This window comes from Nitratireductor mangrovi (assembly GCF_007922615.2).
GTDB lineage: Bacteria > Pseudomonadota > Alphaproteobacteria > Rhizobiales > Rhizobiaceae > Mangrovimarina > Mangrovimarina mangrovi.
In genome coordinates this window covers 2,372,286-2,397,206 of sequence record NZ_CP042301.2, presented here as the reverse complement: position 1 = coordinate 2,397,206, position 24,921 = coordinate 2,372,286, and the positions used below count along the sequence as shown (strand labels likewise).

27 protein-coding genes are annotated in these 24,921 nt (G+C 65.2%); 11 read left to right on the top strand and 16 right to left on the bottom strand.

Annotated features, from left to right (window positions below; genetic code table 11):
- On the bottom strand, positions 1-432 hold the full coding sequence (locus FQ775_RS11745; protein ID WP_146300684.1) for an SAM-dependent methyltransferase: 432 nt from the start codon (positions 430-432) through the stop codon (positions 1-3).
- A gap of 58 nt (positions 433-490) precedes the next feature.
- Positions 491-895, bottom strand: coding sequence for a MarR family winged helix-turn-helix transcriptional regulator (locus FQ775_RS11740; RefSeq protein ID WP_246730331.1), 405 nt, complete (start codon positions 893-895; stop codon positions 491-493).
- Between the two features lie 171 nt (positions 896-1,066).
- Between FQ775_RS11740 and FQ775_RS11735 the strand changes: the two genes are divergently transcribed.
- The 3 genes from FQ775_RS11735 to FQ775_RS11725 are packed head-to-tail and all read left to right on the top strand — an operon-like array spanning position 1,067 to position 5,797.
- The gene (locus FQ775_RS11735) at positions 1,067-2,842 is read left to right on the top strand and encodes an N-acetylglutaminylglutamine amidotransferase (RefSeq protein WP_146300682.1); all 1,776 of its coding nucleotides are present in this window, start codon (positions 1,067-1,069) and stop codon (positions 2,840-2,842) included.
- Between the two features lie 4 nt (positions 2,843-2,846).
- The gene (ngg, locus tag FQ775_RS11730; RefSeq protein ID WP_146300681.1) at positions 2,847-4,673 is read left to right on the top strand and encodes an N-acetylglutaminylglutamine synthetase; all 1,827 of its coding nucleotides are present in this window, start codon (positions 2,847-2,849) and stop codon (positions 4,671-4,673) included.
- Positions 4,670-5,797, top strand: a complete 1,128-nt coding sequence (locus tag FQ775_RS11725; RefSeq protein ID WP_167812925.1) for an osmoprotectant NAGGN system M42 family peptidase — start codon at positions 4,670-4,672, stop codon at positions 5,795-5,797. Before ngg ends, FQ775_RS11725 begins: the two co-directional genes overlap by 4 nt.
- Positions 5,798-5,819: 22 nt before the next feature.
- Here FQ775_RS11725 and FQ775_RS11720 read toward each other — a convergent pair whose 3' ends face one another.
- From FQ775_RS11720 to FQ775_RS11710, 3 genes are read right to left on the bottom strand one after another with little or no spacing between them, the layout of a single operon-like run.
- Entirely contained in the window at positions 5,820-7,235 is a 1,416-nt protein-coding gene (locus tag FQ775_RS11720; protein WP_146300679.1) for an ATP-binding protein, read from the bottom strand.
- Between the two features lie 57 nt (positions 7,236-7,292).
- On the bottom strand, positions 7,293-7,997 hold the full coding sequence (locus tag FQ775_RS11715) for a response regulator (RefSeq protein WP_146300678.1): 705 nt from the start codon (positions 7,995-7,997) through the stop codon (positions 7,293-7,295).
- Positions 7,987-8,523 carry a MarR family winged helix-turn-helix transcriptional regulator gene (locus FQ775_RS11710; RefSeq protein WP_146300677.1) on the bottom strand — a complete coding sequence of 179 codons (537 nt, stop codon included), beginning with the start codon at positions 8,521-8,523 and terminating at the stop codon, positions 7,987-7,989. Before FQ775_RS11710 ends, FQ775_RS11715 begins: the two co-directional genes overlap by 11 nt.
- A gap of 237 nt (positions 8,524-8,760) precedes the next feature.
- On the opposite strand from FQ775_RS11710, the gene FQ775_RS11705 reads away from it, so the two are divergent.
- Together FQ775_RS11705 and FQ775_RS11700 are read left to right on the top strand one after the other, a co-directional pair.
- Positions 8,761-9,657, top strand: coding sequence for a branched-chain amino acid aminotransferase (locus FQ775_RS11705; protein ID WP_146300676.1), 897 nt, complete (start codon positions 8,761-8,763; stop codon positions 9,655-9,657).
- A 154-nt stretch (positions 9,658-9,811) separates the two neighbouring features.
- Positions 9,812-10,093: a hypothetical protein gene (locus tag FQ775_RS11700; protein ID WP_146300675.1), complete on the top strand. Its 282-nt coding sequence runs from the start codon at positions 9,812-9,814 to the stop codon at positions 10,091-10,093.
- A 69-nt stretch (positions 10,094-10,162) separates the two neighbouring features.
- Here FQ775_RS11700 and FQ775_RS11695 read toward each other — a convergent pair whose 3' ends face one another.
- Positions 10,163-11,131: a threonine ammonia-lyase gene (locus FQ775_RS11695; protein WP_146300674.1), complete on the bottom strand. Its 969-nt coding sequence runs from the start codon at positions 11,129-11,131 to the stop codon at positions 10,163-10,165.
- A gap of 125 nt (positions 11,132-11,256) precedes the next feature.
- Between FQ775_RS11695 and FQ775_RS11690 the strand changes: the two genes are divergently transcribed.
- Complete coding sequence (locus FQ775_RS11690; protein ID WP_146300673.1) at positions 11,257-11,745, top strand: Lrp/AsnC family transcriptional regulator; 489 nt, start codon at positions 11,257-11,259, stop codon at positions 11,743-11,745.
- Positions 11,746-11,781: 36 nt separating this feature from the next.
- Here the strand turns inward: FQ775_RS11690 and FQ775_RS11685 are convergent, their stop codons facing one another.
- Positions 11,782-12,150, bottom strand: coding sequence for a gamma-glutamylcyclotransferase family protein (locus FQ775_RS11685; protein ID WP_146300672.1), 369 nt, complete (start codon positions 12,148-12,150; stop codon positions 11,782-11,784).
- Positions 12,151-12,237: 87 nt separating this feature from the next.
- Here FQ775_RS11685 and FQ775_RS11680 point away from each other — a divergent pair, with 87 nt between their 5' ends.
- Positions 12,238-12,879 carry an MBL fold metallo-hydrolase gene (locus FQ775_RS11680; RefSeq protein WP_146300671.1) on the top strand — a complete coding sequence of 214 codons (642 nt, stop codon included), beginning with the start codon at positions 12,238-12,240 and terminating at the stop codon, positions 12,877-12,879.
- A gap of 73 nt (positions 12,880-12,952) precedes the next feature.
- Here the strand turns inward: FQ775_RS11680 and FQ775_RS11675 are convergent, their stop codons facing one another.
- The 3 genes from FQ775_RS11675 to FQ775_RS11665 form a co-directional block, all read right to left on the bottom strand.
- Positions 12,953-13,408 (bottom strand): BA14K family protein, encoded by a 456-nt coding sequence (locus tag FQ775_RS11675; protein WP_146300670.1) that lies wholly within the window; start codon positions 13,406-13,408, stop codon positions 12,953-12,955.
- A gap of 185 nt (positions 13,409-13,593) precedes the next feature.
- Positions 13,594-13,809: a cold-shock protein gene (locus FQ775_RS11670; RefSeq protein ID WP_146300669.1), complete on the bottom strand. Its 216-nt coding sequence runs from the start codon at positions 13,807-13,809 to the stop codon at positions 13,594-13,596.
- A 281-nt stretch (positions 13,810-14,090) separates the two neighbouring features.
- Positions 14,091-14,459 (bottom strand): hypothetical protein, encoded by a 369-nt coding sequence (locus FQ775_RS11665; RefSeq protein ID WP_146300668.1) that lies wholly within the window; start codon positions 14,457-14,459, stop codon positions 14,091-14,093.
- A gap of 311 nt (positions 14,460-14,770) precedes the next feature.
- Between FQ775_RS11665 and FQ775_RS11660 the strand changes: the two genes are divergently transcribed.
- Together FQ775_RS11660 and FQ775_RS11655 are read left to right on the top strand one after the other, a co-directional pair.
- Positions 14,771-14,998: a hypothetical protein gene (locus tag FQ775_RS11660; RefSeq protein WP_146300667.1), complete on the top strand. Its 228-nt coding sequence runs from the start codon at positions 14,771-14,773 to the stop codon at positions 14,996-14,998.
- A 236-nt stretch (positions 14,999-15,234) separates the two neighbouring features.
- A complete protein-coding gene (locus FQ775_RS11655; protein WP_146300666.1) occupies positions 15,235-16,272 on the top strand; it encodes a CapA family protein in 1,038 nt (345 codons plus the stop codon).
- A gap of 36 nt (positions 16,273-16,308) precedes the next feature.
- On the opposite strand, the gene FQ775_RS11650 is transcribed toward FQ775_RS11655, so the two are convergent.
- The 3 genes from FQ775_RS11650 to FQ775_RS11640 form a co-directional block, all read right to left on the bottom strand.
- Positions 16,309-16,698: a nuclear transport factor 2 family protein gene (locus FQ775_RS11650; RefSeq protein ID WP_146300665.1), complete on the bottom strand. Its 390-nt coding sequence runs from the start codon at positions 16,696-16,698 to the stop codon at positions 16,309-16,311.
- A gap of 123 nt (positions 16,699-16,821) precedes the next feature.
- Positions 16,822-19,911, bottom strand: coding sequence for an excinuclease ABC subunit UvrB (gene uvrB / locus FQ775_RS11645; protein WP_146300664.1), 3,090 nt, complete (start codon positions 19,909-19,911; stop codon positions 16,822-16,824).
- Between the two features lie 98 nt (positions 19,912-20,009).
- Positions 20,010-20,648: a class I SAM-dependent methyltransferase gene (locus FQ775_RS11640; protein WP_146300663.1), complete on the bottom strand. Its 639-nt coding sequence runs from the start codon at positions 20,646-20,648 to the stop codon at positions 20,010-20,012.
- 85 nt (positions 20,649-20,733) lie between these two features.
- Here FQ775_RS11640 and FQ775_RS11635 point away from each other — a divergent pair, with 85 nt between their 5' ends.
- Positions 20,734-21,609, top strand: coding sequence for a LysR family transcriptional regulator (locus tag FQ775_RS11635; RefSeq protein WP_146300662.1), 876 nt, complete (start codon positions 20,734-20,736; stop codon positions 21,607-21,609).
- Positions 21,610-21,613: 4 nt separating this feature from the next.
- Here FQ775_RS11635 and FQ775_RS11630 read toward each other — a convergent pair whose 3' ends face one another.
- Positions 21,614-22,126 carry a SixA phosphatase family protein gene (locus tag FQ775_RS11630; protein ID WP_146300661.1) on the bottom strand — a complete coding sequence of 171 codons (513 nt, stop codon included), beginning with the start codon at positions 22,124-22,126 and terminating at the stop codon, positions 21,614-21,616.
- A 3-nt stretch (positions 22,127-22,129) separates the two neighbouring features.
- The gene (locus tag FQ775_RS11625) at positions 22,130-22,648 is read right to left on the bottom strand and encodes a hypothetical protein (protein WP_246730330.1); all 519 of its coding nucleotides are present in this window, start codon (positions 22,646-22,648) and stop codon (positions 22,130-22,132) included.
- A gap of 142 nt (positions 22,649-22,790) precedes the next feature.
- On the opposite strand from FQ775_RS11625, the gene FQ775_RS11620 reads away from it, so the two are divergent.
- The gene (locus FQ775_RS11620; protein ID WP_146300660.1) at positions 22,791-23,453 is read left to right on the top strand and encodes an NIPSNAP family protein; all 663 of its coding nucleotides are present in this window, start codon (positions 22,791-22,793) and stop codon (positions 23,451-23,453) included.
- Between the two features lie 481 nt (positions 23,454-23,934).
- On the opposite strand, the gene FQ775_RS11615 is transcribed toward FQ775_RS11620, so the two are convergent.
- Positions 23,935-24,660, bottom strand: a complete 726-nt coding sequence (locus FQ775_RS11615; protein ID WP_146300659.1) for a helix-turn-helix transcriptional regulator — start codon at positions 24,658-24,660, stop codon at positions 23,935-23,937.
- Positions 24,661-24,921 lie beyond the last annotated feature (261 nt).

The following is a 24,921-nucleotide window of genomic DNA, read 5'->3' as shown; positions in this document are numbered from 1 at the left end:
CTATTCGTGCAGCCTGACCGCCCGTAGAGGATTGCCGTCGTCGACGTAAAGCAGGCCGCCCGGCTTGAGCGCGGCGGCGATGCGGGGCATGGCTCGGCGACCGGCCTCCGGATGGCGACCATCGAAGGCACCGACCCTGACCGCGAAGGCGATGTCGAACGGCTCTTCGCCCGGCTCAAGGGCTAATTCTTCGGCCGCGACCTGACGCAGGCTCAGCAGACCGGCTGCGATCTCCTCGCTGCACGCGGAGCGCGCTTGCGCGATCGCCCGGGCCGAACGGTCGGTGGCGAGCACGTGACCGGTGCCGATCCGGCGCGCGACCTCGCGCGCGGCCGCACCCGGGCCGCAGCCGATCTCCAGCACGCGCATGCCGGGCCTGAGCGGCAGGGCGTCGACGATCGCCACGAGGCGGGGTGAGAGGTTGGTCGTCATTTGCGACTTTCGCAATCGAGCGGAAGCTGCTCCCCCGGCGCGCCAGGGCAAGCGCCTGTCAGGCCCGTGCCATCATGCGGGCAAGTTCCTCAAGGCCGGCGAGCATGGCCTTGCGTCGTTCGTGCGGCAGATCGGCGAAACGGTCGACGAACTCGGCGCCGAAATAGCCGGGTGAAGCTGTGACCATGGCGCGGCCCTTGTCGGTCAGACGCGTATAGACGATGCGCCGGTCGGCGGTCGAGCGGTAACGCTCCACGATGGCGCGGCTTTCGAGATTTTCCAGGATGGTGACGACCGTCGCCGGGCTGAGGTCGGCGAACTCGGACAGCGCGTTGGTGGTCACCTCGCCGAGTTCGGCAACGCCGATCAGCACTACCAACTGCGGCGTCGTCAAACCGCTGGCGCGCGCCAGCGCCCGCGACTGAAGGTCGATCGAACGGACGATGCGGCGGATCGATTTCATCAGGCCGCGAAGCTCCCCCGAAGGGAACGATTCGCCGCTTGGCGCGTTTTTAATCTGCTGTTCGTTCATCGGCAGCCGGGAATGATTTGACTTCTAATAATTCGAACTATAATAAACCGGCCACGAAAGCAATGGCATCCCCAACGACAACGGAGGTTTGAACACGCGCATATGTGCGGCATTTGTGGTGAGATCAGATTCGACAGGGCGGAACCGTCCGCCATCGCAATTTCAAGGATGGCGGACGCGCTGGCGCCACGAGGCCCCGACGGCTCCGGAATCGTGATCCACGGCAATGCCGGCTTCGGGCATCGGCGGTTGAAGATCATCGACCTGTCGGAGCGCGCGCGCCAGCCGATGAACGATCCCGAACTCGGGCTCACCATCGCCTTCAATGGCTGCATCTACAACTATCCGGAACTGCGTACGGAACTGGAAGGCAAGGGCTACCGGTTCTTCTCGACCGGCGACACCGAGGTCATTCTGAAGGCTTGGCATGCGTGGGGCGAAGAATGCGTCGAGCGGTTTCACGGCATGTTCGCCTTCGTGCTGCAGGAGCGCGAAACGGGCCGCGTCGTGATGGCCCGCGACCGCTTCGGCATCAAGCCGCTCTATCTCGCCGAGGATGTCGAAAGGCTGCGTTTTGCGTCGTCGCTGCCGGCCCTTCTGGCCGCGGGTGACGTCGACACCAAGATCGATCCGGCCGCGCTGCACAACTACATGAGCTTCCACGCCGTGGTGCCGCCGCCGCGCACCATCCTTTCGGGCGTGCGCAAGCTGCCGCCGGCGACGATCCGCGTCATCGAGGCGAACGGCGTCAGCCGCCAGTCGGTCTACTGGAACCCGCCGCACGAGCGCGATCCGGCCGACAGCGGCGTCGGCGCGGAGGAATGGCGCGACCGCGTGCTGGAAGCGCTGCGGCTTGCCGTCAAGCGGCGGATGGTGGCCGACGTGCCGGTGGGCGTGCTCCTGTCGGGGGGTGTCGATTCCAGTCTGATCGTCGGTCTGCTCGCCGAAGCGGGCCAGACCGGACTGATGAGCTTTTCGGTCGGCTTCGAGGAGGCCAATGGCGAGAAGGGCGACGAGTTCGTCTATTCCGACCTGATCGCCGAGCGTTTCGGTACCGACCACCACAAGATCTTCGTGCCATCGGACAAGCTGATGGACGCGCTGCCCGGCACGATCGGCGCCATGTCGGAACCCATGGTCTCCTACGACAATGTCGGCTTCTACCTGTTGAGCCAGGAAGTCTCGAAGCACATCAAGGTGGTGCAGTCGGGCCAGGGCGCCGACGAGGTGTTCGCCGGCTATCACTGGTACCCGCCGCTGATGAATTCCAACGATGTCGTCGGCGACTACGCCAAGGTCTTCTTCGACCGTTCGCACGAGAAGCTGAAGACCCAGCTCGGTCCGGACTGGATCAACGGCGTCGACCCAAGTCTCGAACTCGTGCGCGAGCATCTGGAACGGCCCGGCGCCGATACGCCTGTCGACCGGGCGTTGCGGCTCGATGCCAATGTCATGCTGGTCGATGACCCGGTCAAGCGGGTCGACAATATGACCATGGCCTGGGGGCTGGAGGCGCGGGTGCCTTTCCTCGACCATGAACTGGTCGAACTTGCCGCGCGCATCCCGCCTGAGGAGAAGATCCGCGACGGCGGCAAGGGCGTCCTGAAGGACGTCGCGCGCCAGGTCGTGCCGAGCGAGGTGATCGACCGCAAGAAGGGATACTTCCCGGTGCCGCAGCTCAAATATGTCGACGGACCCTATCTCGACATGGTGCGCGACGCGCTGACCTCGCAGGCAGCGCGCGAGCGCGGGCTTTTCCGCAAGGACTATCTGGAAACGCTCTTCGAAGCGCCCTCCGAGCACATCACGCCGCTGCGCGGCTCGGAACTGTGGCAGGTGGGGCTCCTGGAGATGTGGCTGCAGACGCATGGGATCTAGGCCAATGACCAAGGACCGCGGTACGGACGCCAAACCCCATTCGGGCCGTGCGGAAAAGGCGCTCGGCTATCGGCTGAAGCGCCTGCGCGCGGACTCGCTCAAGCCGCCGATCGCGCATGGCGAGGCCGAGCAGAGCGCGATGCGCGGGGAGGTCGCGCTCGATTGCGGTTGGGGCCGGCTGCTCTTTGCGCAGACCTACCCGGACAATGAGAGCATCATCGCCGCGCTTGGCGAGGAAGGCGACAAACGACGCGACATCGCCTTTTACATCCGCGATCCGCACGTGATCCTGTCGCTGGCGCCGCAGGAAACCTTCCTCGATCCGTCGCACACCTATCGGCTCGACCTGTCCACGTACCGCCCAAGCCGGCGCAAGCCGAAGAGCTTCTTCGTCCGCCGGCTTTCGTCGAAAAGCGATGCCGAGGCGGTCAACAACATCTATGCATCGCGCGGCATGGTGACGGTTGACCCGGATTTCTTCTGGGCGCAGCGCGACAGCCGCGCGATCACCTACTTCGTTGCCGAGGACGAGCAGACCGGCGAGGTGATCGGCACGGTGACCGGCATCGACCATCAGCGGCTCTTCGCGGACCCGGAGAAAGGCTCGTCGTTGTGGTGCCTGGCGGTACATCCGCAAACGCGCCATCCCGGGGTGGGCGAGATGCTGGTGCGGCGGCTGGCCGAGCACTTCCAGGCCCGCTCCGCCGCCTTCATGGACCTCTCCGTGATGCACGACAACGAGCAGGCGATTGCGCTTTATGACAAGCTCGGCTTTCGGCGCGTGCCGATCTTTGCCGTCAAGCGCAAGAACTCGATCAATGAAAAGCTGTTCGTGACACCGATCGAGAACCAGGACGCGCTCAACCCCTATGCCCGCATCATCGTTGACGAGGCGCATCGGCGCGGCATCAAGGTCGAGGTGACGGACGCCGAGGGCGGGTTCTTTCGCCTGACCTATGGCGGCCGCTCGGTGCATTGCCGCGAAAGCCTGTCGGAGATGACCTCGGGTGTCGCAGTGTCGATCTGCGACGACAAGGCCGTCACGCGCCGCGTCGTCGAGCGGGCCGGACTGGTGGTGCCGGAGCAGATGACCGCCGACGCGGACGCGGCCAACGTCGCCCCGTTCCTCGAAAGGCACGGAAGCGTCGTCGTGAAGCCGGCGCGCGGCGAGCAGGGGCGCGGCGTCGCCGTCGGGCTGGAGACGATGGGGGATATCGAGCGCGCGGTCGCCGAGGCGCACAAGGTCTCCGATCGGGTGCTGGTCGAATCCTGCTTCGAGGGCGAAGACCTTCGCCTCGTCGTCATCGACGGCAAGCTGGTCGCCGCCGCCGTGCGCCGTCCGCCGCGTGTCGTCGGCGACGGCGAGCATGATATCGGTGAACTGATCGCGCACCAGTCGCGCCGGCGCGAGGCGGCGACAGGAGGGGAAAGCCGTATCCCGATCGACGACGAGACCCTGCGCTGCCTGGCGGCGCAGGGGCTGACGCTGGAAACCAAACCCGATGCAGGACACGAGATCGTCGTGCGCAAGACGGCGAACCTGCACACTGGCGGCTCGATCCATGACGTGACCGGGATCGTGCATCCGCGGCTCGTCGAGGCGGGCTGCGCGGCGGCGCGCGCCATCCGCATCCCGGTCGTCGGCATTGACCTGATGGTGAAGGCGCCGACGAAACCCGACTATGTGTTCATCGAGGCCAATGAGCGGCCGGGCCTTGCCAATCACGAGCCACAACCGACGGCGGAACGCTTCATCGATCTTCTCTTCCCGCATTCGCGCATGCCATGGGCGGATGCGTCGGCACGTACGCTGGCGGAGGCGGCGACGTGACGGGCATGAAGATCGACATGGACTATCTGATCGGCCAGTTGAAGACGCTGCTGTCGATCGACAGCCCGACCGGCTATACCGATTCCATCGTGCGCTACTGCACCGAGGAACTGGAACGTCTCGGCCTGAAGCCGGAACTGACCCGGCGTGGCGCGATCCGCGCGGTGCGGCAGGGCAGCCGCCGCTCCGGTGCACGTTCCGTGGTGGCGCATCTCGACACGCTGGGCGCACAGGTCAAGCTGGTCAAAGCCAACGGTCGCCTGGAACTGGTACCGATTGGCAGCTGGTCGTCACGCTTCGCCGAGGGCGCGCGGGCCAACATCTATGCCGAGGATGCCATCGTTCGCGGCAGCATCCTGCCGCTGAAGGCATCGGGGCATACCTACAACAACGAGGTCGATACCCAGCCGGTCGACTGGACCAATCTCGAAATGCGCATCGACGCCTTGACGACCTCGGTCGAGGAGACGCGGGCGCTCGGTATCGATGTCGGCGACATCGTCGCAATCGACCCGCAGCCGGAGTTTCTCGACAACGGCTTCATCGTGTCGCGCCACCTCGACGACAAGGCCGGCGCAGCTATCACGCTGGCGACCGTTGAGGCGCTTGAACGGGCAGAAGCACGGACCCCGGTCGACATCCATTTTCTGTTCACGATCGCCGAGGAGGTCGGGGTCGGTGCGACCTCGATCGTCGCCCCCGAGGTCGCCTCGATGGTCACCGTCGACAACGGCACGACGGCGCCGGGGCAGAACTCATCGGAGTTCGGGGTGACGATCGCCATGGCCGACCAGACCGGACCGTTCGACTATCACCTGACCAAGAAGCTGGTCGAACTTTGCCGCGAGCACGAAATCGATTTCCAGAAGGACGTGTTTCGCTTCTACCGGTCCGATTCGGCCTCGGCGGTGGAGGCCGGCCACGATGTCCGGACCTCGCTGGTGGCGTTCGGCATCGACGCCTCGCACGGCTATGAACGCATCCACGAGCATGCGCTGGAATCGATCGCGCGGCTGTTGACGATCTACGTGACCAGCCCGCTCGAAATCCAGCGCGACGTGGAGGAAATCTCCGACGTCGAGGGCTTCACCGAGCAGCCGATGGCCGAACGCGACGAGGAATAGTTCCGATCGTTTCCGTAGCCGATCAGGCCGGGATACGGACCACGGCGCGCAGGCCGCCAAGCGGACTGTCGTCGAGGGTGATGTCGCCGCCATGGCTGCGGGCGATGTCGCGGGCAATCGACAGGCCAAGGCCGGTACCGCTTGAATCCTGGTTGCGTGCTGAATCGAGCCGAACGAAGGGCCGGAACACGTGCTCGCGCTTCTCCGACGGAATGCCGGGACCATCGTCGTCCACGGTGACGACGAGGGAGCCCCGGCCGTGGGCGGCGTTGACGTGCACCGTCTGGGCGTAGCGGAAGGCGTTGCCGACCAGATTGGTCATCAGTCGCGAAAAGGCGGTCGGGCGCACGTGCACTTCGGGATCGCCCGAGAGCTGGACACTGAGCTTGCGCTTGCGCAGCTTGGCTTCCTCGGCCAGCTTGGCGAACAGGGTCTCAAGGTTCAGTCCGCCGGTATCCTCCAGCGCCTCTCCGCGCGCGAAGGACAAATAACCCTCCAGCATCGACTGCATGTCCTCGATATCGTTATCGAGTGCCTCGACATCTGCCTTGCGCCCCGAGACGGCGAGTTGAAGCCGGAAGCGGGTGAGGATGGTGCGCAAGTCGTGACTGACGCCGGTCAGCATGGCCGTGCGCTGCTCGATCTGGCGCTCGATGCGCTCGCGCATCTGCAGGAAGGCCTGGCCGGCGCGGCGGACCTCGTCGGCGCCGCGGGGGCGGAAGTCCTCGGGCGTGGGCCGACCCTTGCCGAAACTCTCGGCGGCCTCCGCCAGTTGCTGGATCGGGCGGATCTGGTTGCGCAGGAACAGCACCGCGATGACGATCAGCACCAGCGAGGTGCCGACCATCCACAACAGGAAGATATGGGTATTGGAGGCATAGGCCTGGCTGCGGCGCGCGAAGACACGCAGGACCTTGTCGTCGAGCTGGATGCGGATTTCGACAATGTTGGAATTGCCGACCGTATCGATCCAGAACGGCCGGTTGATCTGGGCGGTGATCTCGGCGCTCAGAATCTGGTCGAGGATCGAGAAGAACGGCTTCGGTCCCGGTGCCGGCAGGGGGTCGGGCGGCATGATGTCGACCTTGAGCGACAGGCGTTCCTGCGCGATGCGCACCGCGTTCTGATGACCGGCCTCGTCCGGATAGGTCTCGATCATGTCGATGACGGCGGCGATGTCGCGGGTGACGGCTTTCGAAAGTCGCTGGGTCACCGTCTGCCAGTGCCGCTCCATGAACACGAAGGCCACGACCGACTGCAGCAGGATCATCGGCGCAATCACGATGATCAGCGAGCGGGCGTAGAGCCGCTTCGGCATGTAGCGCGAGACGCGCCGCCAGAACCGTCGCCAGGTGTTGGGCACCGGGCTGAGGGCGCGCGTGACCCGACCGGCGATGCCGGTCGGTTCGGCCGGTGATGTCTCGCTCGTCGTTGCCATCAAGCGATTCCGTGGAAGCTCGCGCCCGTGCATCTCCCGCTGCCGGACCAGGCCAGTCTATTCGACGCTCAGACGGTATCCAACACCGCGTACCGTCTGCAGCCAGATCGGGTTGGCCGGATCGCGTTCGATCTTGCGCCGCAGGCGATTGATCTGGACGTCGATGGTGCGCTCGCCGACTTCGGCGTCGCCGCTGACCAGTTCGTGGCGGGCGATCGTCTCGCCGGGCCGTTCGGCGAAGATGGCGAGAATCTCCTGCTCGCGGTCGGTCAGCTTGATGCCCTCGCCGGCGCGCTTGAGTTCGCGGCGCGCAATCTGGAAGGTATAGGGGCCGAAGACGATCTGCTCGACCTTGGGCGATTGCGGCGGACCACCGCGGCGGAGCACGTTGTTGATGCGCAGGATCAGCTCGCGCGGGTCGAACGGTTTGGGCAGGTAATCGTCGGCGCCTGCCTCCAGCCCGGTGATGCGGTTGTCCGTTTCCGAGAGTGCGGTGAGCATAAGGATCGGCACTTCGCGGGTCTCACGCAGCGCCTTGGTCAGGTCGACGCCGCTTTCACCGGGCATCATCACGTCGAGGATCAGCATGTCGAAGTCGAGGCCTGCCAGCTGGCGCCGGGCTTCGGCCGCGGTTCCGGCGACGGTGACGCGGTAGCCGTTGGCGGTCAGGAACTGGTTGAGAAGGGTGCGGATGCGCGTGTCGTCGTCGACCACCAGAAGATGGGGGGCGTCGTCCCCCGGTATGATCATTTCATCGGCCATCGTTTGGTCCTCGACTGCCGGGCCGGCCGGGCAGATTGTCGATCTGCGCGCGCAGCTCCGGATTCACCATCGCCTTGAGGAAACGTTCTATCACATCCCGATGCGTCGGGCCCGTTTCCAAGAGGGCAGCACCGATGCGCCGAGACTGTGGCTTCGCAAGGGCAAGGGCGAGCGAGCGCCCTTTGGCGGTCGGGTAGAGTTCGCGCTGGCGCCGGTCCTTGGGGCCGGGCAGTTGCACGACGTGTCCGGTGTCGATCAGCTGCTTTAGGACACGCGCCAGGCTCTGCTTGGTGATCTTCAGTACGTCGAGCAGTTCGGCCACCGTCAGGCCCGGCATGCGGTTGACGAAATGCAGCACCCGGTGGTGGGCACGGCCGAAGCCGTCGGCAGCCAGGATCTGGTCCGGATCGGATGTGAAGTCCCGGTAGGCGAAGAAAAGTAGCTCGATCAAGTCGAGGTCGACGCCGTCCTTTCGCGACAGCGCGGTCCTGATCGGTACGGCATCCGTTTCAGCCTCGCCGGGCATGGGCACTTCCTGTGTCGAAAAATATGTCAGCTATATTGACATATATAGGGCGGAGGGGTAATTTTCGACAAGCTTTTCGGCAGATTGCGAACGAAAAGGCAAGGCTGGCATTGCGCCGTGACGTTTCCTTCCCTTTGCCTTTTGCCGTGTGATCAGCGAGAATTGTGACCGGTCGCGGGTGGCGGCACGGAATCCAAGCATTTTTGGTTTGGCGGCTCGGGTCCGCGGGAGGTGAGTATGGCATCCGTTCCATTCGATCAGCTTGATGGATCAATCTGGATGAACGGCGCGTTCGTGCCGTGGGCCGATGCCAAGGTCCACGTACTGTCGCACGGGCTGCATTATGCCAGCGCGGTGTTCGAAGGCGAGCGGGCCTATGGCGGTGAAATCTTCAAGCTGACCGAACACACCGAAAGGCTCCACGAATCGGCCCGAATCCTGGGATTCACGATACCCTATTCGGTCGCGGAGATCGACGATGCGTGCCGCAGCCTGCTGAAAAAGCAAGGTTTTCTAGATGCTTACGTGCGCCCGATCGCCTGGCGCGGCAGCGAGCAGATGGGCGTGTCGGCGCAGAACAATCGCATCAACTGCGCGATCGCGATCTGGCAGTGGCCGAGCTATTTCGACCCGGCGCAGAAGCTCAAGGGCATTCGGCTCGATATCGCCGAATATCGCCGACCGGACCCGCGTACGGCGCCGTGCAAGTCGAAGGCGGCCGGCCTCTACATGATCTGTACCCTTTCCAAACACGCTGCCGAGGCCAAGGGCTATGCCGACGCGCTGATGTTCGACTGGCGCGGCCAGGTCGCCGAGGCGACCGGCGCCAACGTCTTCTTCGTCAAGGATGGTGTGATCCACACGCCGAAGCCGGACTGTTTCCTCGACGGCATCACCCGGCGCACCGTGATCGAGCTTGCCCGCCGGCGTGGATACCAACTGGTCGAGCGCGCCATCATGCCGGAGGAGATGGAAGGGTTCGAGCAATGCTTCCTGACCGGCACGGCCGCCGAGGTGACGCCGGTCTCCGAAATCGGCCCGTACCGCTTCGAGGTCGGCGAGATCGCGCGCACCCTGATGGAGGACTATTCGGCCGAAGTGCAGCCCCGCCACGCGGCGGCCGCGGCTGAATAGGGTATCGGCAGCGTCAACTTTGCGCTTTGTGACGAATGGCCGACAAGTTGTGTGGAACTTTCCACGCAACCGAGGTCGTGTTTGACTTTAGTCTGGTTCGGGCGTTGCATCGGACAAGCTGGCGTCTTGCTGGCGTGAACCGGAGGGATGTCCCATGGAAGCATTGATGCCCATCATCGTTCAGATCGTCACCGGCATCATCGGCGGCCAGGCCGTCGGCGCGGCGGTCAAGCAGGCGGCGATGAGCCAGCTGCCGAAAATTCTCAGCGGTGCCATCGGTGGCGTGGCCGGCGGTCAGATCCTCGGCTCGCTGATGGGCGATCCGGCGACGGCAGGAGCGCTGAGCGGCATGCTTGGCGATGCGGTCGGCGGCGTTGCGGGTGGCGGCATTCTGACCGCTATTGTCGGCGCCGTCATGGGTGCGATGAAGAAGTAACCAAAGACCGCCGCTGGTCTCTTCGGGCGGCCATTCGAGCCGCCCGTCTGCTGTTGTGTTTCGCCCGTGCTACCGCAGCGCAGGCTTCGGAGCAGTCACGGCCTCCGCCAGCAATTCGGGCCGGGCGTTGCTGCCGGTGATGATCGTCGCGACCTTGAGTCCGCGGAACATCGGGCGGTTGCGCATGATCGCCGCAAGACCCGCCGTCCCGGATGGCTCGGCCACCAGACCGCCTGCCTGCAGCAGCAGCGCCATCGCGCCCAGCAGCGCGTCTTCGTCCACCTCGACAATGTCGTCGATGACGGCCGCGACGTCGTTGACGGCCGACGCGATCGGCGTGTCGATCGCCATGCCGTCGGCGATGGTGCGTGCGGCGGCGCTTACCGGCTTGCGCGCGGCAAGCGACTGGCGCATCGCGGGCGCGCTTGCCGCGGTCACGCCGATGACGCGCGTGCCCGGCGACGTTGCCTTGATCCAGGAGCCGACGCCGGTCACCAACGCGCCGTCGCCGATCTGTACCAGCACGGCGTCAAGCTCCGGCGCCTGCCGGAGAAGTTCCATGCCGATTGTGCCGGCGCCAGCGGCGATTTCCGGGTGGGCGCCGTCCTCGATGTAGAAGGCGTTCGTGTTGGCCGCAGCCTGCCGCGCGGCTGCCTTGAAGTCGTCGCCCTGCGGCACGAGCCGGACCTCGGCGCCCAGCCGTTGCATCGCGGCCAGCTTGCCCGGATTGATGTCGTCGGTCGAAAAGATCGTCGACCTGATGCCGCGTCTTGTCGCCGCGCGGGCCACGCCCTGGCCAAAATTGCCGCTGGACGTGGTGACCACGTGCAAGGGGCTGTTCTCAAGCGAGGCCATCAGCGCCTCGGTGCCACGTCCCTTGAAGGAGCGGATCGGATTGAGTGTCTCTACCTTCAGCGCCACCTGGCAACCAAGCTGTTGGTCGATGGTCTCCTGTCGCACCAGCGGAGAGCCAAGGAAAACCGGGTCGATGAGCGCACGTGCGCTGGCGATGTCGGTCTCGGTGATGGGAATGGTCACTTCGCTTCTCCGTCATTGGCGTTGCCACGACGCTGTTGTAGGCTATAGCCCGCGCGGTCAGGCCGCGTATATTGAGCAACCGACGCCTATTTTTCGCACTCTTGATGTCATTGACGCGCGTTTCCATGAACCTCAACTCAACCCTTGATCCGGCCGACCGCATTCTGCTCGACGCGCTGCAGCGTGATGCCAGGGTGAAACTGGAAGCGCTTGCCGAGGAGGTGGGGTTGTCGGCCTCCGCGGTTCAGCGGCGGATCGCGCGCCTGCGCGAGACCGGCGTCATCGCCGGCGAATGTGTCGTGCTCGACCCCAAGGCGGCCGGCAACCGGGTTACGGTGATCGTGGAACTGATGCTGGAACGCGAACGGTCGGCCTTGACCGAAGGGCTGAAGCGCTGGCTGATCGCGGCGGAGGAAGTGCAGTCCGCATGGGGTGTCACCGGCGAAACCGACTTCGTGCTGGTGGTGACCGCGCCGGACCTTGAAAGCTACGAGCGCTTCACCCGGCGCATGATGGATGACAACGAGGTCATCCGCGAATTCCGCAGCAGCGTCGCCCTCAACCGGCTGAAGCACACTCTGTTCGTGCCGGTGCTGTCTGAAGGCGCGGGCTGAACGGCCGGGCCAGCGCCGCCAGAGGATCGGCTGCCGTCAATCGCGCCGCTGCTCGGCGCGAACATAAACCCAGCCGGTCGCGCCGGAACGCAGTTGCGCCTCCACCCGCTGGTAGTCATCGACTTCGTAGCTGTCGGCAGCGACCAGTTCGGCTGCGGTAATGGCAAAGACGGTCCCGTCGACCGTGTCACCCGGATCGCCAGTGAAAACCACGATCGGATGGTGAGCCTCGCCGCTCAGTTCCACGACGGCGGGGTCGGCCATCGCTATCATCTCGCGCCGGTACCCGACGAGGGCGTCCGGGCTCCCTTCAAGGGCGCGGCCGAAACTGGCCAGTTGGACCTCCCGCTTCTGCAAGGTGCCGTAGGAAAACAGCCGAACGTTACGCGGCTCGCCAACATCCATTTGCCTTCTCCCGATGCGGGGCGGTCGCGGGTAGACGGCCCGGGACGCGATCACTAAGGGTGTTCCGACAAAGCCGAAGGGAATTCAATGGGACAGCTCAATGCCGGCGTCATTCCAGTCACGCCGTTCCAGCAGAATTGCACCATCCTGTTCGATACCGAGAGCAAGGAAGGCGTTGTCGTCGATCCGGGCGGCGAGGTCGAGCGCATCATCGAGGCGATCGGGCAGAACGGGCTCAAGATCGGCGCGATCTGGCTGACGCACGGCCACATCGACCATGCCGGCGGCGCCATGGACCTCAAGGATGCGTTGGGCGTCGACATCATCGGGCCGCATGAAGGCGACAGGCAGATGCTGCTCAACCTGGAGAGCCAGGCGCAGATGTTCGGGCTGGCCGATCCGGTTCGCAACTGCACGCCCGACCGCTTCCTGGCGGAAGGCGAGCGGGTATCGTTTGGCGGGCACGAATTCGAGGTCCTGCATTGCCCGGGCCACGCACCCGGCCATGTGGTCTTCTTCAACCGGGCAGCCAATTTCGCCCATGTCGGCGATGTGCTCTTTTCCGGCTCGATCGGGCGCACCGACCTGCCCGGCGGCGACCACACGGCGCTGATCCGCTCGATCAAGGAAAAGCTGCTGCCGCTCGGCGACGATGTCGGCTTCATTTGCGGCCACGGTCCCGGCGGCCGTTTTGGCGACGAGCGGCGCAGCAATCCGTTCCTGACCTGACCGCACGCCCCTGGCGCCAACACGAAAAAAAGCCCCGCCCAGGGAGGCGGGGCTAAAGCGTTCGGCCTGGAGGTCAGTTGGCGACGCAGAAATGGTCCTGTCCGTCGTAGCCGCGGAAGGTGCCGGTGCGGTCGTTGAACGACCGGTAGCGGTTACGGCAGTAGTCGAACCATTCGCGCGTCCATGGCTCGAGGCCGCCATAGGCGTGCTGATCGGCATAAACAACCTGCGGGCGCGGATAGCGCTTGCCGGGCGCCGGCGGGAAATAATCGACGTCCGGATAGTCGTCGATGACATAGTCGGGCTCGCTCTCGGCCGCGCTGATGGCGCCGACGACGAGGCCGCCGATCACCAGGCCGAGAATACCGGCGGCGAGCAAGTCGTCCTTGGCCTGTTCGCGATGGTGCTGTTCGGGATGGCGCGGGCGGTGCTGACGCCAGCGCTCGCCGGCGCTCGCCTCGATGATGGGAACGAGCGTCGTCGCGGCGACGGTGGTCGTGACAAGAACGGATTTCAGGAAACGGTTCATTCGCATGCTCCTGGGAAGGATGCCGGTCCGGAGAGGGCCGGGCGCTTGCGAATGGATAAGTCAGTGCGGCTGAACGCGGGCTGAACGAGACGTTCAGGCTCGTCGTCGCGAAACGCCGCGGGTAGCGGCAAGACTGGCCGGTGCGGGACACGCGGCCCCGCGACCTGAAACTATTGGGGTGCCGGTCAGGCGATCACGAGATTGACCGCTTTCGGACCCTTGCCGCGGCGGTCGGGCTCGGTGTCGAACGATACCTTCTGCCCGTCTTCGAGACCGGGAAGCCCGGAGGCCTGCACGGCTGAGATGTGCACGAAGATGTCCTTGGCGCCATCGTCGGGCGTTATGAAGCCGTAGCCCTTGGCATGGTTGAAAAACTTGACGGTCCCGGTCATCTGACCCATCGGAATCTCCTTTCTCCCGTCAGGTAGTTCCCTTGCGGAGCCATGCCCCGCACGTCATCGGCCGTTCACTGGGGGAGAAGAAACAGTCGGATCCACGCCGGGGCGGTGCCAAGGGCCCTCTCGTTTCGCGATCCACCCGGACGCCATCGGCGCAAGTCAAGACCGGGGCATGCTATTCCAGTCTCCGGGCCGGCAAATGCCCGAATGCGGCAGTTGTCCCCCATTTTCGGGTGAACGGCAAGGGCAGATTTACGTTACGGCAGGTCCGGCGCCGAGATTGCCTAATCGTTGGGCAAAGGCTCGCCGGAACGCCTGATTTCGCGGATGCGGCAGTTGCCGCCGACGTGGCGGTGATAGAGCATGCCGGCGCCCGGCACGTAGTGGCGGCGCGCGTCGCGGTGGCAATCGAGCGGTTTGGCCGTTTCAGGCGCTCCGGTGGCGACAGGAGCACAATCGCGCTGCCGGTGGCGGTGCGGCACCGTCTGGCGGAACTCCTGCACGTAATGGCGGCGCACGCTGTCGTGGCAACCGCCGGCCAGCAATAGCTGGCCGCGAGGTGCAGGCGTGATGTCGACCGGCGGCGGCATGGCAACCGCGCCGCCGGCCAACATGAACGCCAGGAAAGCTGTCGTCGACGGGCCTGCCGGCATGATCGGTTCCTCGTTCCCCCGCAGATATAGGTGGCGCACCTCACAATGCCCGCGCTGAGCCCGACACTTCGCGGGCGAGCCTTAACGGAGGATGAATCCGGCGCCGGCCGGGCGTTCTGTACGGAATTCGGGCAAAGATGTATGGTTTCGCGACAAGGCCGATGTGCGCAACGCGTGAGCGTCACCGGATCGTAACGCAACGGAACAAAGATTGATCGCCGTTGCCGATCCGTTTCCGCAATCTGCGCGTTGAATGACCAGAGTAGCAGGTTCACCGGCCATAGAAGCCGGCCCGACAGGAGGCCCAGGAGATGTCACGCCCCACCCAGACGACGGTTCGCCGGCCCGTGCCGGCGCCGCCGCGACCGAGCGAAGCCCGCGACGCCATCCGCGAGGTGGTGGAAGCGGTGTGTTCCGAACTCGGCGTTTCGGCGCGCGAAAGGGTCCGCCGCGCCGCGATCGAGCAGCGCGTGCTGGTCGCCTACAAACGCGGCCCGCGCCAGCCACTCGATCTCGTCCAGGCCGGCCTCGACGGCTGACCGTCGTCAAGGCCTCCACTTCGGACCGCCGGTGTGGCGCGTCCGGGCCTCGGTACTACCTTCCGCAGTTCGCCGGCACCGACGGCCGTTCCACATTGTCCCGAACAACAAGCTGTGCGCAGCACGCGCGCTTTGCTATGCCTTCGCCCGAAAGGGTGGGGGGCTGGGTCCGTTGTCTTTCGTGATCGCAAGACCCGTCGCGTGGTCCAAATCGATACTAACGCGGCCGCAATAGCATGGCGAATTTCCCGCCACGCTACGTGGTCTCGTGGCCGTTTCGGCTGGTCTGGCCTTCATTGCGAGGCGGCGAAGGGCTAGACCGGGCGCCGTTGCGGGCGAAGATCGACGATGGAGCGGGCAAGCCGGCGGCGCGGATCGTGGTTCTCGGCGATCTCGGTGCGACCCCGAACGCCAGACCGCTCGCCTGCGATCCGACGCTCCGGGAACTGATCGCCTCCGCCGATCTCGTCGTCGCGAATTGCGAGGGACCGGTAATGCGGCGGCCACGCAACCTCGCGACCCGGAGCGGGCTGCGACATGCCATAGAGCCGGACCACCTTGCCGGCCTGCTGGCCGCGTTGGGTGTCGAGACCAAACGTCTGGTGCTCGGCCTCGCCAACAATCACATCCTCGACCAGGGTACGGTCGGACTGGCGGAGACCCTCAATCATCTCAAGGCCATGGGCGTGCGCAGCGTCGGTGCGGGCATGGCCGGACCGGTCCCGACACTCACGGTGTCCGCCGGACTGGTCGACATCACGCTGGTCGCCTTCACCCGATGGCGCAACGGCGGCGACGCGGCCTACCGCCGTCACGTCGCCTTGCAGGATGCGCTCGAACCGGACGACTGGCGGGTGGTTAGGGAGGAGGCGGCGCGCGGCGGCCTGACCTGCGTCCTGCCGCACTGGGACTGGGAGTTCCGGCACTTTCCCAGACCGCAGACCCGGCGGCTGGCCCGCGAACTTGCCGGGAAGGGGGCGACGCTGATCGTTGGCAGCCACCCGCATGTGCTGCAGCCACTCGAAAGGGTTGACGATGCACTGATTGCTTACGGGATCGGCGACCTTGCCGGATGCCTGCACGAACGGCAGCCCTGGCCGACCCGGCTTTCGGGCATGCTTTCGGTGGACGTCGACCGCGCGGGGCGCCTGCTCGGTTACGAACTGACGCCGGTGGTCCGGCTCAGGGGCGAACGGTCGGACCGGCTGGTGCCGGTAAGTGCGCGGAGCAACGGCGCGTCCGCGAATCGCGTGGCGCTGCTGTTTCCGCCGTAGGCGGACCTGGCCTTTGCCGGACCGTTCGTCCGGTCGTTAAAGGACCGACGCAATCAGCGCGGTATCGTAATATTCGCGCATTTCGACCGGCTTTCCGTCCCTGAAAAGCCAGAAGTCGGCCGCGTTGACCTCGACTTCCTCATCCGTCGTCCGTCGGCGCAAACGCATGCGCGTTTCGGCGGCGACGCGATCGCCATCGGCGAGGATGGAGATCGCCTCGAAGGACAGGTATTCGAAATCGGCATCAAGCTGCATCAGGCGGGCCAGAAACGCATCCTTGCCGGCGCATGTCCCCGCGTAGCGCGATTGAGAAGGCTCGGCGATCCACTGGAAGCAGATGTCGTCGGCGCAATGGGTGAGCGCGCCGGCAATATCGCGCGCGGAGTAGTCCTGATAAATCTGCCTGACGGTCTCGGCCGGTGTCATGACGCTTCCTCCCATGGTTGCAGGGAGCAAGCATTGCAGCTTCCTGACGGAAATGGGAAGTGGGATCACCGTCGTTGAAACGACCGCATGCTCGCGGGAACTTTGAGCGGCAATATTGTCCGCCTAGCTCCCAGGCCGGCCGGTCTTTTTGGACCGGCGGGCACGGCGCTCGTCGGCGGCCTCTTCGTAAGAGCCGGCGCCTGCGCGGTGCCGTCTGACCGGCCTGGCATCCTCCGGTGGTGAGGGCGGGGTGCCGCCGGCCGGCTTTTCGGTGCGCCGTACCGTCATCTCGTCGAGCGTGTTCTTTCGAAACAGCGAGCCCTTGCCGCCGCTGCCGTCATCCGGGGTGCCGTAGTCCGAGCCATGCGCCTCGCGATGGTTCTGCTTCTTGAACAGCGAGCGCGGTACGGCGCCTGCCGGTGTCGCGTGGTCGCCGCTGGAGCCCATCTCGTCGAGCTCCGGCTTGGCGAAATAGCCGCCGGACCTTCCGTCTTGTGAGGCAGTTGCCTCGGGGGCGCCGGCGGGCGGCGCAGCACTTCGGCCTGAACGATCGTCGCCGCGCCCCCTGGCCTTGTCGCGACGGCTCTTCTTCGTATTGGCGATGCCGGTGTCGCGGGCAAGCGGGTCGTCCATGACCGCCAGTTCGGTCTCCTGCAGGCGCTTGATCTCGTCGCGCAGCCGGGCGGCCTGCTCGAAGTCGAGATCGGCGGCGGCGTCGCGCATCTGTTTTTCGAGATGCTCGATATGCGAGCGCAGATTGTGGCCGACCAGAGCGCCTTCCTCGGCGCGGTCGGAAATGTCGGCGCGGACATGATCCTTCTCGTAGACGGAATCGAGAATGTCGGCGATGCGCGAACGCACGCTTTCCGGGGTGATGCCGTGCTCGGCGTTCCAGGCGAGCTGCTTCTCGCGCCGGCGCTCGGTCTCGGCCATGGCGCGTTCCATCGAGCCGGTGACCGTGTCCGCATAGAGGATGACGCGGCCGTCGACATTGCGCGCGGCGCGGCCGATGGTCTGGATCAGCGAGGTCTCGGAGCGCAGGAAACCTTCCTTGTCGGCGTCGAGGATGGCGACGAAGCCGCATTCGGGAATGTCGAGGCCCTCGCGCAGCAGGTTGATGCCGACCAGGCAGTCGAAGGCGCCGAGGCGCAGGTCGCGGATGATCTCTATGCGCTCCAGCGTGTCGATGTCGGAGTGCATGTAGCGCACGCGCACGCCCTGCTCGTGCAGATATTCGGTGAGGTCCTCGGCCATGCGCTTGGTCAGCACAGTGCAGAGCGTGCGGTAACCGCGCGCCGCGGTCTCGCGGATTTCACCGAGCACGTCGTCGACCTGGCTCTTGGCCGGACGCACCTCGACCGGCGGGTCGATGAGGCCGGTCGGGCGGATGACCTGCTCGGCGAAGACGCCGCCGGCCTGCTCCATCTCCCAGCCGCCCGGCGTCGCCGACACGGCGACGGTGAGCGGGCGCATGGCGTCCCATTCCTCGAAACGCAGCGGCCGGTTGTCCATGCAGGACGGCAAGCGGAAGCCGTATTCGGCCAGCGTCGCCTTGCGGCGGAAGTCGCCGCGATACATGCCACCGATCTGCGGGATGGTGACATGGCTTTCATCGACGAAGATCAGCGCATTGTCGGGCACGTATTCGAACAAGGTCGGAGGCGGCTCGCCCGGCCTGCGGCCGGTGAGGTAGCGCGAATAGTTCTCGATGCCGGCGCAGGAACCAGTCGCCTCCAGCATCTCGAGGTCGAAGCGGGTGCGCTGCTCGAGCCGCTGCGCCTCGAGCAGGCGGCCGGCCTTTTCCAGTTCGTCGAGGCGGTGGGCCAGCTCCTCCTTGATCGACTTCACGGCCTGATTCAGCGTCGGGCGCGGCGTCACATAGTGCGAGTTGGCGTAGATCTTGACCGACTTCATGTCGCCGGTCTTCTTGCCGGTCAGCGGGTCGAATTCTGTGATCGACTCGATCTCGTCGCCGAACAACGAAACGCGCCAGGCGCGGTCCTCGAGGTGGGCCGGGAAGATTTCGATGGTGTCGCCGCGCACCCGAAACGAGCCGCGCACGAAGTTGATGTCCTGGCGCTTGTATTGCTGGGCGACGAGGTCAGCGAGAAGCTGGCGCTGGTCGAGCCGGTCGCCGATCTGCATCTGGAAGGTCATTGCCGTGTAGGTCTCGACCGAGCCGATACCGTAGATGCAGGAGACGGAAGCGACGATGATGACGTCGTCACGCTCCAGCAGCGAACGCGTCGCCGAGTGGCGCATGCGGTCGATCTGCTCGTTGATCGAGCTTTCCTTCTCGATATAGGTGTCGGTGCGCGGCACGTAGGCCTCGGGCTGGTAGTAGTCGTAGTAGGAGACGAAATATTCGACCGCGTTTTCCGGGAAGAACTGCTTGAACTCGCCGTAAAGCTGAGCGGCCAGCGTCTTGTTGGGCGCCAGGATCAGCGCCGGGCGCTGCGTCTCCTCGATCACCTTGGCCATGGTGAAGGTCTTGCCCGAGCCGGTGACGCCGAGCAGCACCTGGGTGCGGTCATGGGTGCCGACACCTTCGACAAGGTCGCGGATCGCGGTCGGCTGGTCGCCGGACGGCTTGTATTCGGTCTCCATGCGGATCGGCACGCCGCCTTCGGACTTTTCCGGCCGCTCGGGGCGGTGCGGCGTCCAGAGCTGGCCGTGCTTGTGCAGCGGGTTGCCGCTCTCGATCAGATCGGCCAGCGCCTTCACCGTCGCGGTAACCCCGGTATTGGCGAGCGAGGCCGCGTCTTCGAGGGTCACGTCGAGCCCGGCGACCGGCATCAGGCCGGCGGCGGCGCGATCCCTTGCCGAAGCCGCGCCGCCCATCGAGGTGCCGCGCGCGGTTTTGGTCGGAGCGGCCGAGCGCTCCGGAATCTTCTTCGCACCCTTTCCCGGCTTGGCCTCCTCGGTGTCGCCCGCGCGCACGCGGTGCTTGCCGGCCTCGGAGCGGATACGGCGCATTTCCGATTGGCGCGCTTCCGCTTCGGCGGCCCGTTCCATATCGCGCGCCCAATCCGACACCGGGCCGGAAAGCGGGGCGCCCGAGAGCTCCGGCTGCGGCGCTTCGCCGAAGCCGCCTTCGCGGTCCAGCGGTTCGGCGGCGTCCATGAAGTCGGTCAACGGGCTACGCCGCTTGCGCGCGGAACGCTCCTCGCCAGCCTGCTTGCGCGGCGCCTTGTTTCCGGGGGATCGGGCCATGGCGCGAATATGGAGAGAGTCCGCCGGAAAGGGAAGGGCGAGCGGCAAGGTTTGACCGAGGCCGGCGCCGGTCCTGACAGGAGGGTGTCAGCAGGGGTTCAGTCGCGACGGGCCACGATAAATGGCCGTATGTCCATGCCCCTGCTGCCATGGCGGGCGCGTTCGATGATGCTGAAGCCGGCGTCCGTGATGACGTTTTCCAGCCGTGCGGCGGTAAAGCTGCTCACGGAGGGTGCCTTGCCGATCATTTGCATCACCGGCACCGCCATGCGGATCAGGATGTTGGCGTCGCCCAGGCAGGGTGTCTTGGAGACGAACAAGCCGCCAGGCTTCAACAGGCGCCTGACGGCGGCGACCCCGGCCGCAACATCCGTCAGCATGTGAACCGCGTTGAAGGCGAGGATGGCGTCGAACGAGCTGTCTTCCCAGGGCGCATCGTCCAGCGTGCCTTTCTGAAAATCGACACGGCCTTCGCCACCCGCAGTGGCCTTTTCGCGCGCGATGGCAATCATCTCGCCGGAAATGTCGGTGGCGACGTAAGTACCGACATGAGGCGCGAGCTTCAGCGCCGTGGTGCCGGTGCCGCAGCCGAACTCCAGCACCCGATCGCCGGCGTGCAGATAGGTCCGCGTGCGGCCGAGCGTCTTTTCGTATCCGGCCATGTCGGTGATCGGATCCTTGGCATATTTGCGCGCAAGGCGATCCCAGAAGCGCTCGTCCCGCAGGGTCTGTGACATTTGGCGTGTCTCCTTGGGCGGCGATTTAGCACAAACCGATCGGAAGAAAATTGCATAAATACGGAAGATATATATACGATTTCGTATGAGTGATTTCGACTGGAATCAGGCCCGCGCCTTTCACGCGACGGCCGAGACGGGCTCGCTTTCGGCGGGGGCGCGCAAGCTGGGCCTGACCCAGCCGACGCTATCGCGTCAGGTGGCGGCATTGGAGGCACAGATGGGCGTGACCCTCTTCGAACGGGTCGGCAAGCGGCTGGTGCTGACGGAGTCGGGACACGATCTGCTCGACCATGTTCGGGCGATGCGCGAAGCCGCAGACGCGATGGCGCTGGCGGCATCGGGCCGGTCGCAGACCATTGCCGGTCGGGTGAGCATCTCGGCCAGCGACGGCATCGCCGTGCATGTCCTGCCCGACATTGTCGAGCGCATCCGGGTCGATGCGCCGCAGATCGTGCTTGAGATCGTTGCCTCCAATGCGCTCAGCGACCTGCGTCGGCGCGAGGCAGACATCGCCATCCGCCATGTGCGTCCGGAGCAGCCGGACCTGATCGGCAGGCTCGTCCGCGAGACCACGGCCAGCCTCTATGCCTCGCCCGACTGGGTCGCTCGGCACGGACTGCCCGAGGCGCCAGTTGATCTCGCCGACGCCTGCTTCGTTGGTTTCGATGCCGACGGCCGTTTCGTCGAGCATCTGGTGTCGGTGGGGCTGCCGGTCAGTGCCGAGAATTTCCAACTGATCAGCGAGAACAGCCTCGTCGTCTGGGAACTGGTCAAGCGCGGGCTGGGTCTCACCTTCATGCTGCGGGAAGTGGCCGAGCAGACGCCCGGCATGATCAGGCTGCTGCCTGAACTGGACGTAACGTCGATACCGTATTGGCTGGTGACGCATCGCGAGCTGCGCACCAGTCGCCGTATTCGCATCGTCTACGACATTCTCGCGGAGGAGTTGGGGCGATAGAGGACTATTTCAGATCCCGCGGCCGCAGGAAATGCGTGAGGGTCGCGCCGCCGGCTGCAAGGTCCGACCAGATACCATCGAAGGCGAAGCGGGCGAGTGCCGCGGTCGGGAATTTGGTGCGCAGCCGGTCGACAGCTGCGGCATCAGTGCCGGCGTTGGCCAGCATCGCCGCGAGGTCTTCCATGCCTGGGTTATGGCCGACAACGATCAAGCGACGGCAGTCGTTATCGGCGTTGCGGATCGCAGCGAGAATCGCCTGCGGGCCGGCCTCGTAGATCGTTGCGTCAAAACGGGTATCGAGGGCCGGAAGTGCGTCAGCGACTAGTTGCCAGGTCTGGCGCGTCCGCAGCGCCGGCGAGACGATGGCGAGATCGGGCACCCAGCCGCGACGCAGGATTTCCTTGCCCATGGCGTGAGCCGCCCTTCGGCCGCGCTGGGCAAGCGGCCGGTCGAAATCCGCGAGCGTCGGATCGTCCCAACTCGACTTGGCGTGGCGCAAGAGCAGAAGTTCGGGCACGATTCAAAGGCAATCCACGAGCGCTGCATCAAGGACGGCACCGGCGCCTTCGAGCGGGATGATCGCAAAGGTCTCGTAGGGCGATCCGTCGGCCGCGTTGGCCGGCGTAATGTCGAAATGGAGTGCGAGGCGAGCGCCGTCGCGCATCGCCTCCACCAACTGGCGGTCAACCGGTGCCAGATGGTTTTCCGCGACGGTTCCCTCCGAGAACAGCACCACGGCGATATCCGAGCCGGCCGCGACCAGCGGGTAGTCGTGATCATCGACGCTCGCGACGATCTTGCCCGGTGTGTAGAAATAGTCGGCGGTGCCGCCGCTTTCGGGCAGCACCGGGCCGTCGTCCCGGGAATAGAGCTCGAGCTGGAAAGGATCGCCGCAGGCCACGACGACGGCCTCGAGCGTGCTGTTGGTCGAGCGCGGCGTGCCAATGGCGACGCCGTTGTCGAAACGCCACTCGGCATGGGCGGATTGGCTGGCGGCGATCAGCATGGCGGCAGTGAGGCAGGCTCTGATTGTCGGCATGGGCAGACCTTGCGCGAGATTCGCACCTTTGGAAAGGGCGGACGGTCCGCATGTTCATGACGGCAGGCTGTCAGCACGTGGGTGTTACGGCATGCCGCGGCGCGTTTGGAGCGTCCTTGAATATGTTCTGGAGTAGGTGTGAATGTCTAATGACGACAGGACGCGTGTCATCGAACTGCGTCAGTATCAGCTTCGTCCAGGCGCGCGCGATACGCTGATCGAGCTCTTCGACAGCCAGTTCATCGAGAGCCAAGAGGCGTGCGGCATGCGGGTGATCGGCCAGTTCCGCGACCTCGACGATCCGGACCGTTTCGTCTGGCTGCGTGGGTTTGCCTCGATGGAGGAGCGGGCGGCGGGCCTCACGGCATTCTATGGCGGACCGGTCTGGACCGAGCACGGCCCAGCGGCCAACGCGACCATGGTTTCCTCCGACGATGTGCATATGCTGCGCCCCCTCGCGGAGCCGCCGACGTTCCAGGCGAGCGACCGGACGCAGCGGCTGTTGCTGGCAGCAATTCTTCCTTGCGCGCCAGATGGCGAAATCGTCGGCGAGATTGCTGCCGCGTGTTCCGGCGCCGAAGGCGACGTGCTCGCCTTGCTGGGGAAGGAAGACGCGCCGAACAATTGGCCGCGGCTCTCGGTTCACGATCGACTGGTATGGGTGCTGATTGCGCGGTTTGCCAGTGAATGGGCGCTAGATCGCGGTGTTGCCGCGGTAGCGGCCGCGGCGGCGTTGCATGCCGATATACTCGATGGCCCGCCGGAATTGCGCCGGCTGGCGCCGACCGCACGCTCAAGGCTGTAGCAATTTCTCATTCCCAAACGACCTGGCACGGGCGCGCAAGGTTGAAAATTCGCTTAAAACTTTATCCTTAAAATTCGCATCCAAGATCGCCCGAGTTTTCCAACGCGCGCCCCTCGCTTACGATACTGTCCGGACTCAGGAGAGGGAGGCTGAAACCGGGTTGGCGGGCAACGGGGCACAGGCTTGCGCAAATCCGGAACTCACTGCGATGCCGATATGGTGTCATGACGTAATCGCAACGCGGCAAAAAATATCGCAACATCTTGCAAGGGTCCGCCACCTCACCCCACGGGGAGGCACCCCCAAATCCACGGGATCAGGAGTGAGAGCTCTTCCCTGAACCCGGGATGCGCGGCCAGCGCTCAACCCCACCCCTATGGTCGCTGGCCGCGCAGGTTTTCCTGCGCCGATCTTGTGAATCATCCAGAGAGCGCGCCCGGTCGTGCCGATGCGGCGCGGGCCGACGTTCGCCAGGAAGCGCTTAGTCGATCAGGCGCAGGCGTATCGCCTTGGCAACGGCCTGGGCGCGGTTGACGGCGCCCAGCTTCTGGCACCCCGACGTGACGTACTGGTTTACCGTGTGCTCGGACAGACCGAGGATGGCGGCGATCTCGACACTGGTCTTGCCGGCGCCGATCCAGGTGAGGCATTGCCGTTCACGCATGGTCAGTCGGGGCTCGGACATCGACGGTATCGGCTTGTCCAGTGTCATCATGCGGTCGAACAGGCCGATCGCGCCAAGCGAGAGACGTCCGACCTCGTCGATGTCTGGCAAGGGCCGATCGCCGCCAAACGCGACCAGACCGCGGGCTGAGCCAGACGAGAAGACCGGGATGCCTAATCCCATGCGAATGCCGGCCCGCGCCAGCACGGCTCGACCGTGGTCATCCGCCTGCTGGGGGTCGGCTGTCGTCTTGCCGATGTGCTGCCAGGTAAACGGGCGGGCGGTTCGCAGCGCTGAGCCGAGAGCGTTCTCGGCTGCGTCGTAGCCGCGAATGACCGTCTCCGGCAGGCTTGTGAAGATCAACTGGCGCGACAGGCCGCCTTCGCCGTCATGCTGCATCTTCAGGGCGGCGAAATGGCGGAAGCCGGCCTCGTCGGTGAGACCGCGCAGGAAATCATAGGCGTCGACCATGTTGGCGAGACGATCAAGACGATCGCAAAACCAGTCCCAGTCCTGCCGGGACGATTTCAAGGCGGGTTGCATGCAAGCGGGCTCGGGTTCGGTCCAGGGCGCGGGACCATGACGATTGGCGCTGTCGGGTCTGGCCTGGCAGCGACGATAACGGGCAGGTAATGGATCGCGCGCGGATTTCAATCCTGACGCGCATCGCCGGAGCAGACCCTGGCGGCAATTGCCCCGCTTCGCCAGACACGCTGATGAAACGGAATTTCGTTTTTTGCCGGGAAACAGACTGCAGGGAAACAAAAATTGCCGGGAAGCCGCCCAGCAGATGCGCAATCGTTC

What these genes read in the sequence shown, in the direction of transcription:
- FQ775_RS11745 (WP_146300684.1), bottom strand. Translation starts at nt 432, where the DNA reads ATGACGACCAACCTCTCACCCCGCCTCGTGGCGATCGTCGACGCCCTG.
- FQ775_RS11740 (WP_246730331.1), bottom strand. Translation starts at nt 895, where the DNA reads ATGAAATCGATCCGCCGCATCGTCCGTTCGATCGACCTTCAGTCGCGG.
- FQ775_RS11735 (WP_146300682.1), top strand. Translation starts at nt 1,067, where the DNA reads ATGTGCGGCATTTGTGGTGAGATCAGATTCGACAGGGCGGAACCGTCC.
- ngg (WP_146300681.1), top strand. Translation starts at nt 2,847, where the DNA reads ATGACCAAGGACCGCGGTACGGACGCCAAACCCCATTCGGGCCGTGCG.
- FQ775_RS11720 (WP_146300679.1), bottom strand. Translation starts at nt 7,235, where the DNA reads ATGGCAACGACGAGCGAGACATCACCGGCCGAACCGACCGGCATCGCC.
- FQ775_RS11715 (WP_146300678.1), bottom strand. Translation starts at nt 7,997, where the DNA reads ATGGCCGATGAAATGATCATACCGGGGGACGACGCCCCCCATCTTCTG.
- FQ775_RS11710 (WP_146300677.1), bottom strand. Translation starts at nt 8,523, where the DNA reads ATGCCCGGCGAGGCTGAAACGGATGCCGTACCGATCAGGACCGCGCTG.
- FQ775_RS11705 (WP_146300676.1), top strand. Translation starts at nt 8,761, where the DNA reads ATGGCATCCGTTCCATTCGATCAGCTTGATGGATCAATCTGGATGAAC.
- FQ775_RS11700 (WP_146300675.1), top strand. Translation starts at nt 9,812, where the DNA reads ATGGAAGCATTGATGCCCATCATCGTTCAGATCGTCACCGGCATCATC.
- FQ775_RS11690 (WP_146300673.1), top strand. Translation starts at nt 11,257, where the DNA reads ATGAACCTCAACTCAACCCTTGATCCGGCCGACCGCATTCTGCTCGAC.
- FQ775_RS11685 (WP_146300672.1), bottom strand. Translation starts at nt 12,150, where the DNA reads ATGGATGTTGGCGAGCCGCGTAACGTTCGGCTGTTTTCCTACGGCACC.
- FQ775_RS11680 (WP_146300671.1), top strand. Translation starts at nt 12,238, where the DNA reads ATGGGACAGCTCAATGCCGGCGTCATTCCAGTCACGCCGTTCCAGCAG.
- FQ775_RS11675 (WP_146300670.1), bottom strand. Translation starts at nt 13,408, where the DNA reads ATGAACCGTTTCCTGAAATCCGTTCTTGTCACGACCACCGTCGCCGCG.
- FQ775_RS11670 (WP_146300669.1), bottom strand. Translation starts at nt 13,809, where the DNA reads ATGGGTCAGATGACCGGGACCGTCAAGTTTTTCAACCATGCCAAGGGC.
- FQ775_RS11665 (WP_146300668.1), bottom strand. Translation starts at nt 14,459, where the DNA reads ATGCCGGCAGGCCCGTCGACGACAGCTTTCCTGGCGTTCATGTTGGCC.
- FQ775_RS11660 (WP_146300667.1), top strand. Translation starts at nt 14,771, where the DNA reads ATGTCACGCCCCACCCAGACGACGGTTCGCCGGCCCGTGCCGGCGCCG.
- FQ775_RS11655 (WP_146300666.1), top strand. Translation starts at nt 15,235, where the DNA reads ATGGCGAATTTCCCGCCACGCTACGTGGTCTCGTGGCCGTTTCGGCTG.
- FQ775_RS11650 (WP_146300665.1), bottom strand. Translation starts at nt 16,698, where the DNA reads ATGACACCGGCCGAGACCGTCAGGCAGATTTATCAGGACTACTCCGCG.
- uvrB (WP_146300664.1), bottom strand. Translation starts at nt 19,911, where the DNA reads ATGGCCCGATCCCCCGGAAACAAGGCGCCGCGCAAGCAGGCTGGCGAG.
- FQ775_RS11640 (WP_146300663.1), bottom strand. Translation starts at nt 20,648, where the DNA reads ATGTCACAGACCCTGCGGGACGAGCGCTTCTGGGATCGCCTTGCGCGC.
- FQ775_RS11635 (WP_146300662.1), top strand. Translation starts at nt 20,734, where the DNA reads ATGAGTGATTTCGACTGGAATCAGGCCCGCGCCTTTCACGCGACGGCC.
- FQ775_RS11625 (WP_246730330.1), bottom strand. Translation starts at nt 22,648, where the DNA reads ATGCCGACAATCAGAGCCTGCCTCACTGCCGCCATGCTGATCGCCGCC.
- FQ775_RS11620 (WP_146300660.1), top strand. Translation starts at nt 22,791, where the DNA reads ATGTCTAATGACGACAGGACGCGTGTCATCGAACTGCGTCAGTATCAG.
- FQ775_RS11615 (WP_146300659.1), bottom strand. Translation starts at nt 24,660, where the DNA reads ATGCAACCCGCCTTGAAATCGTCCCGGCAGGACTGGGACTGGTTTTGC.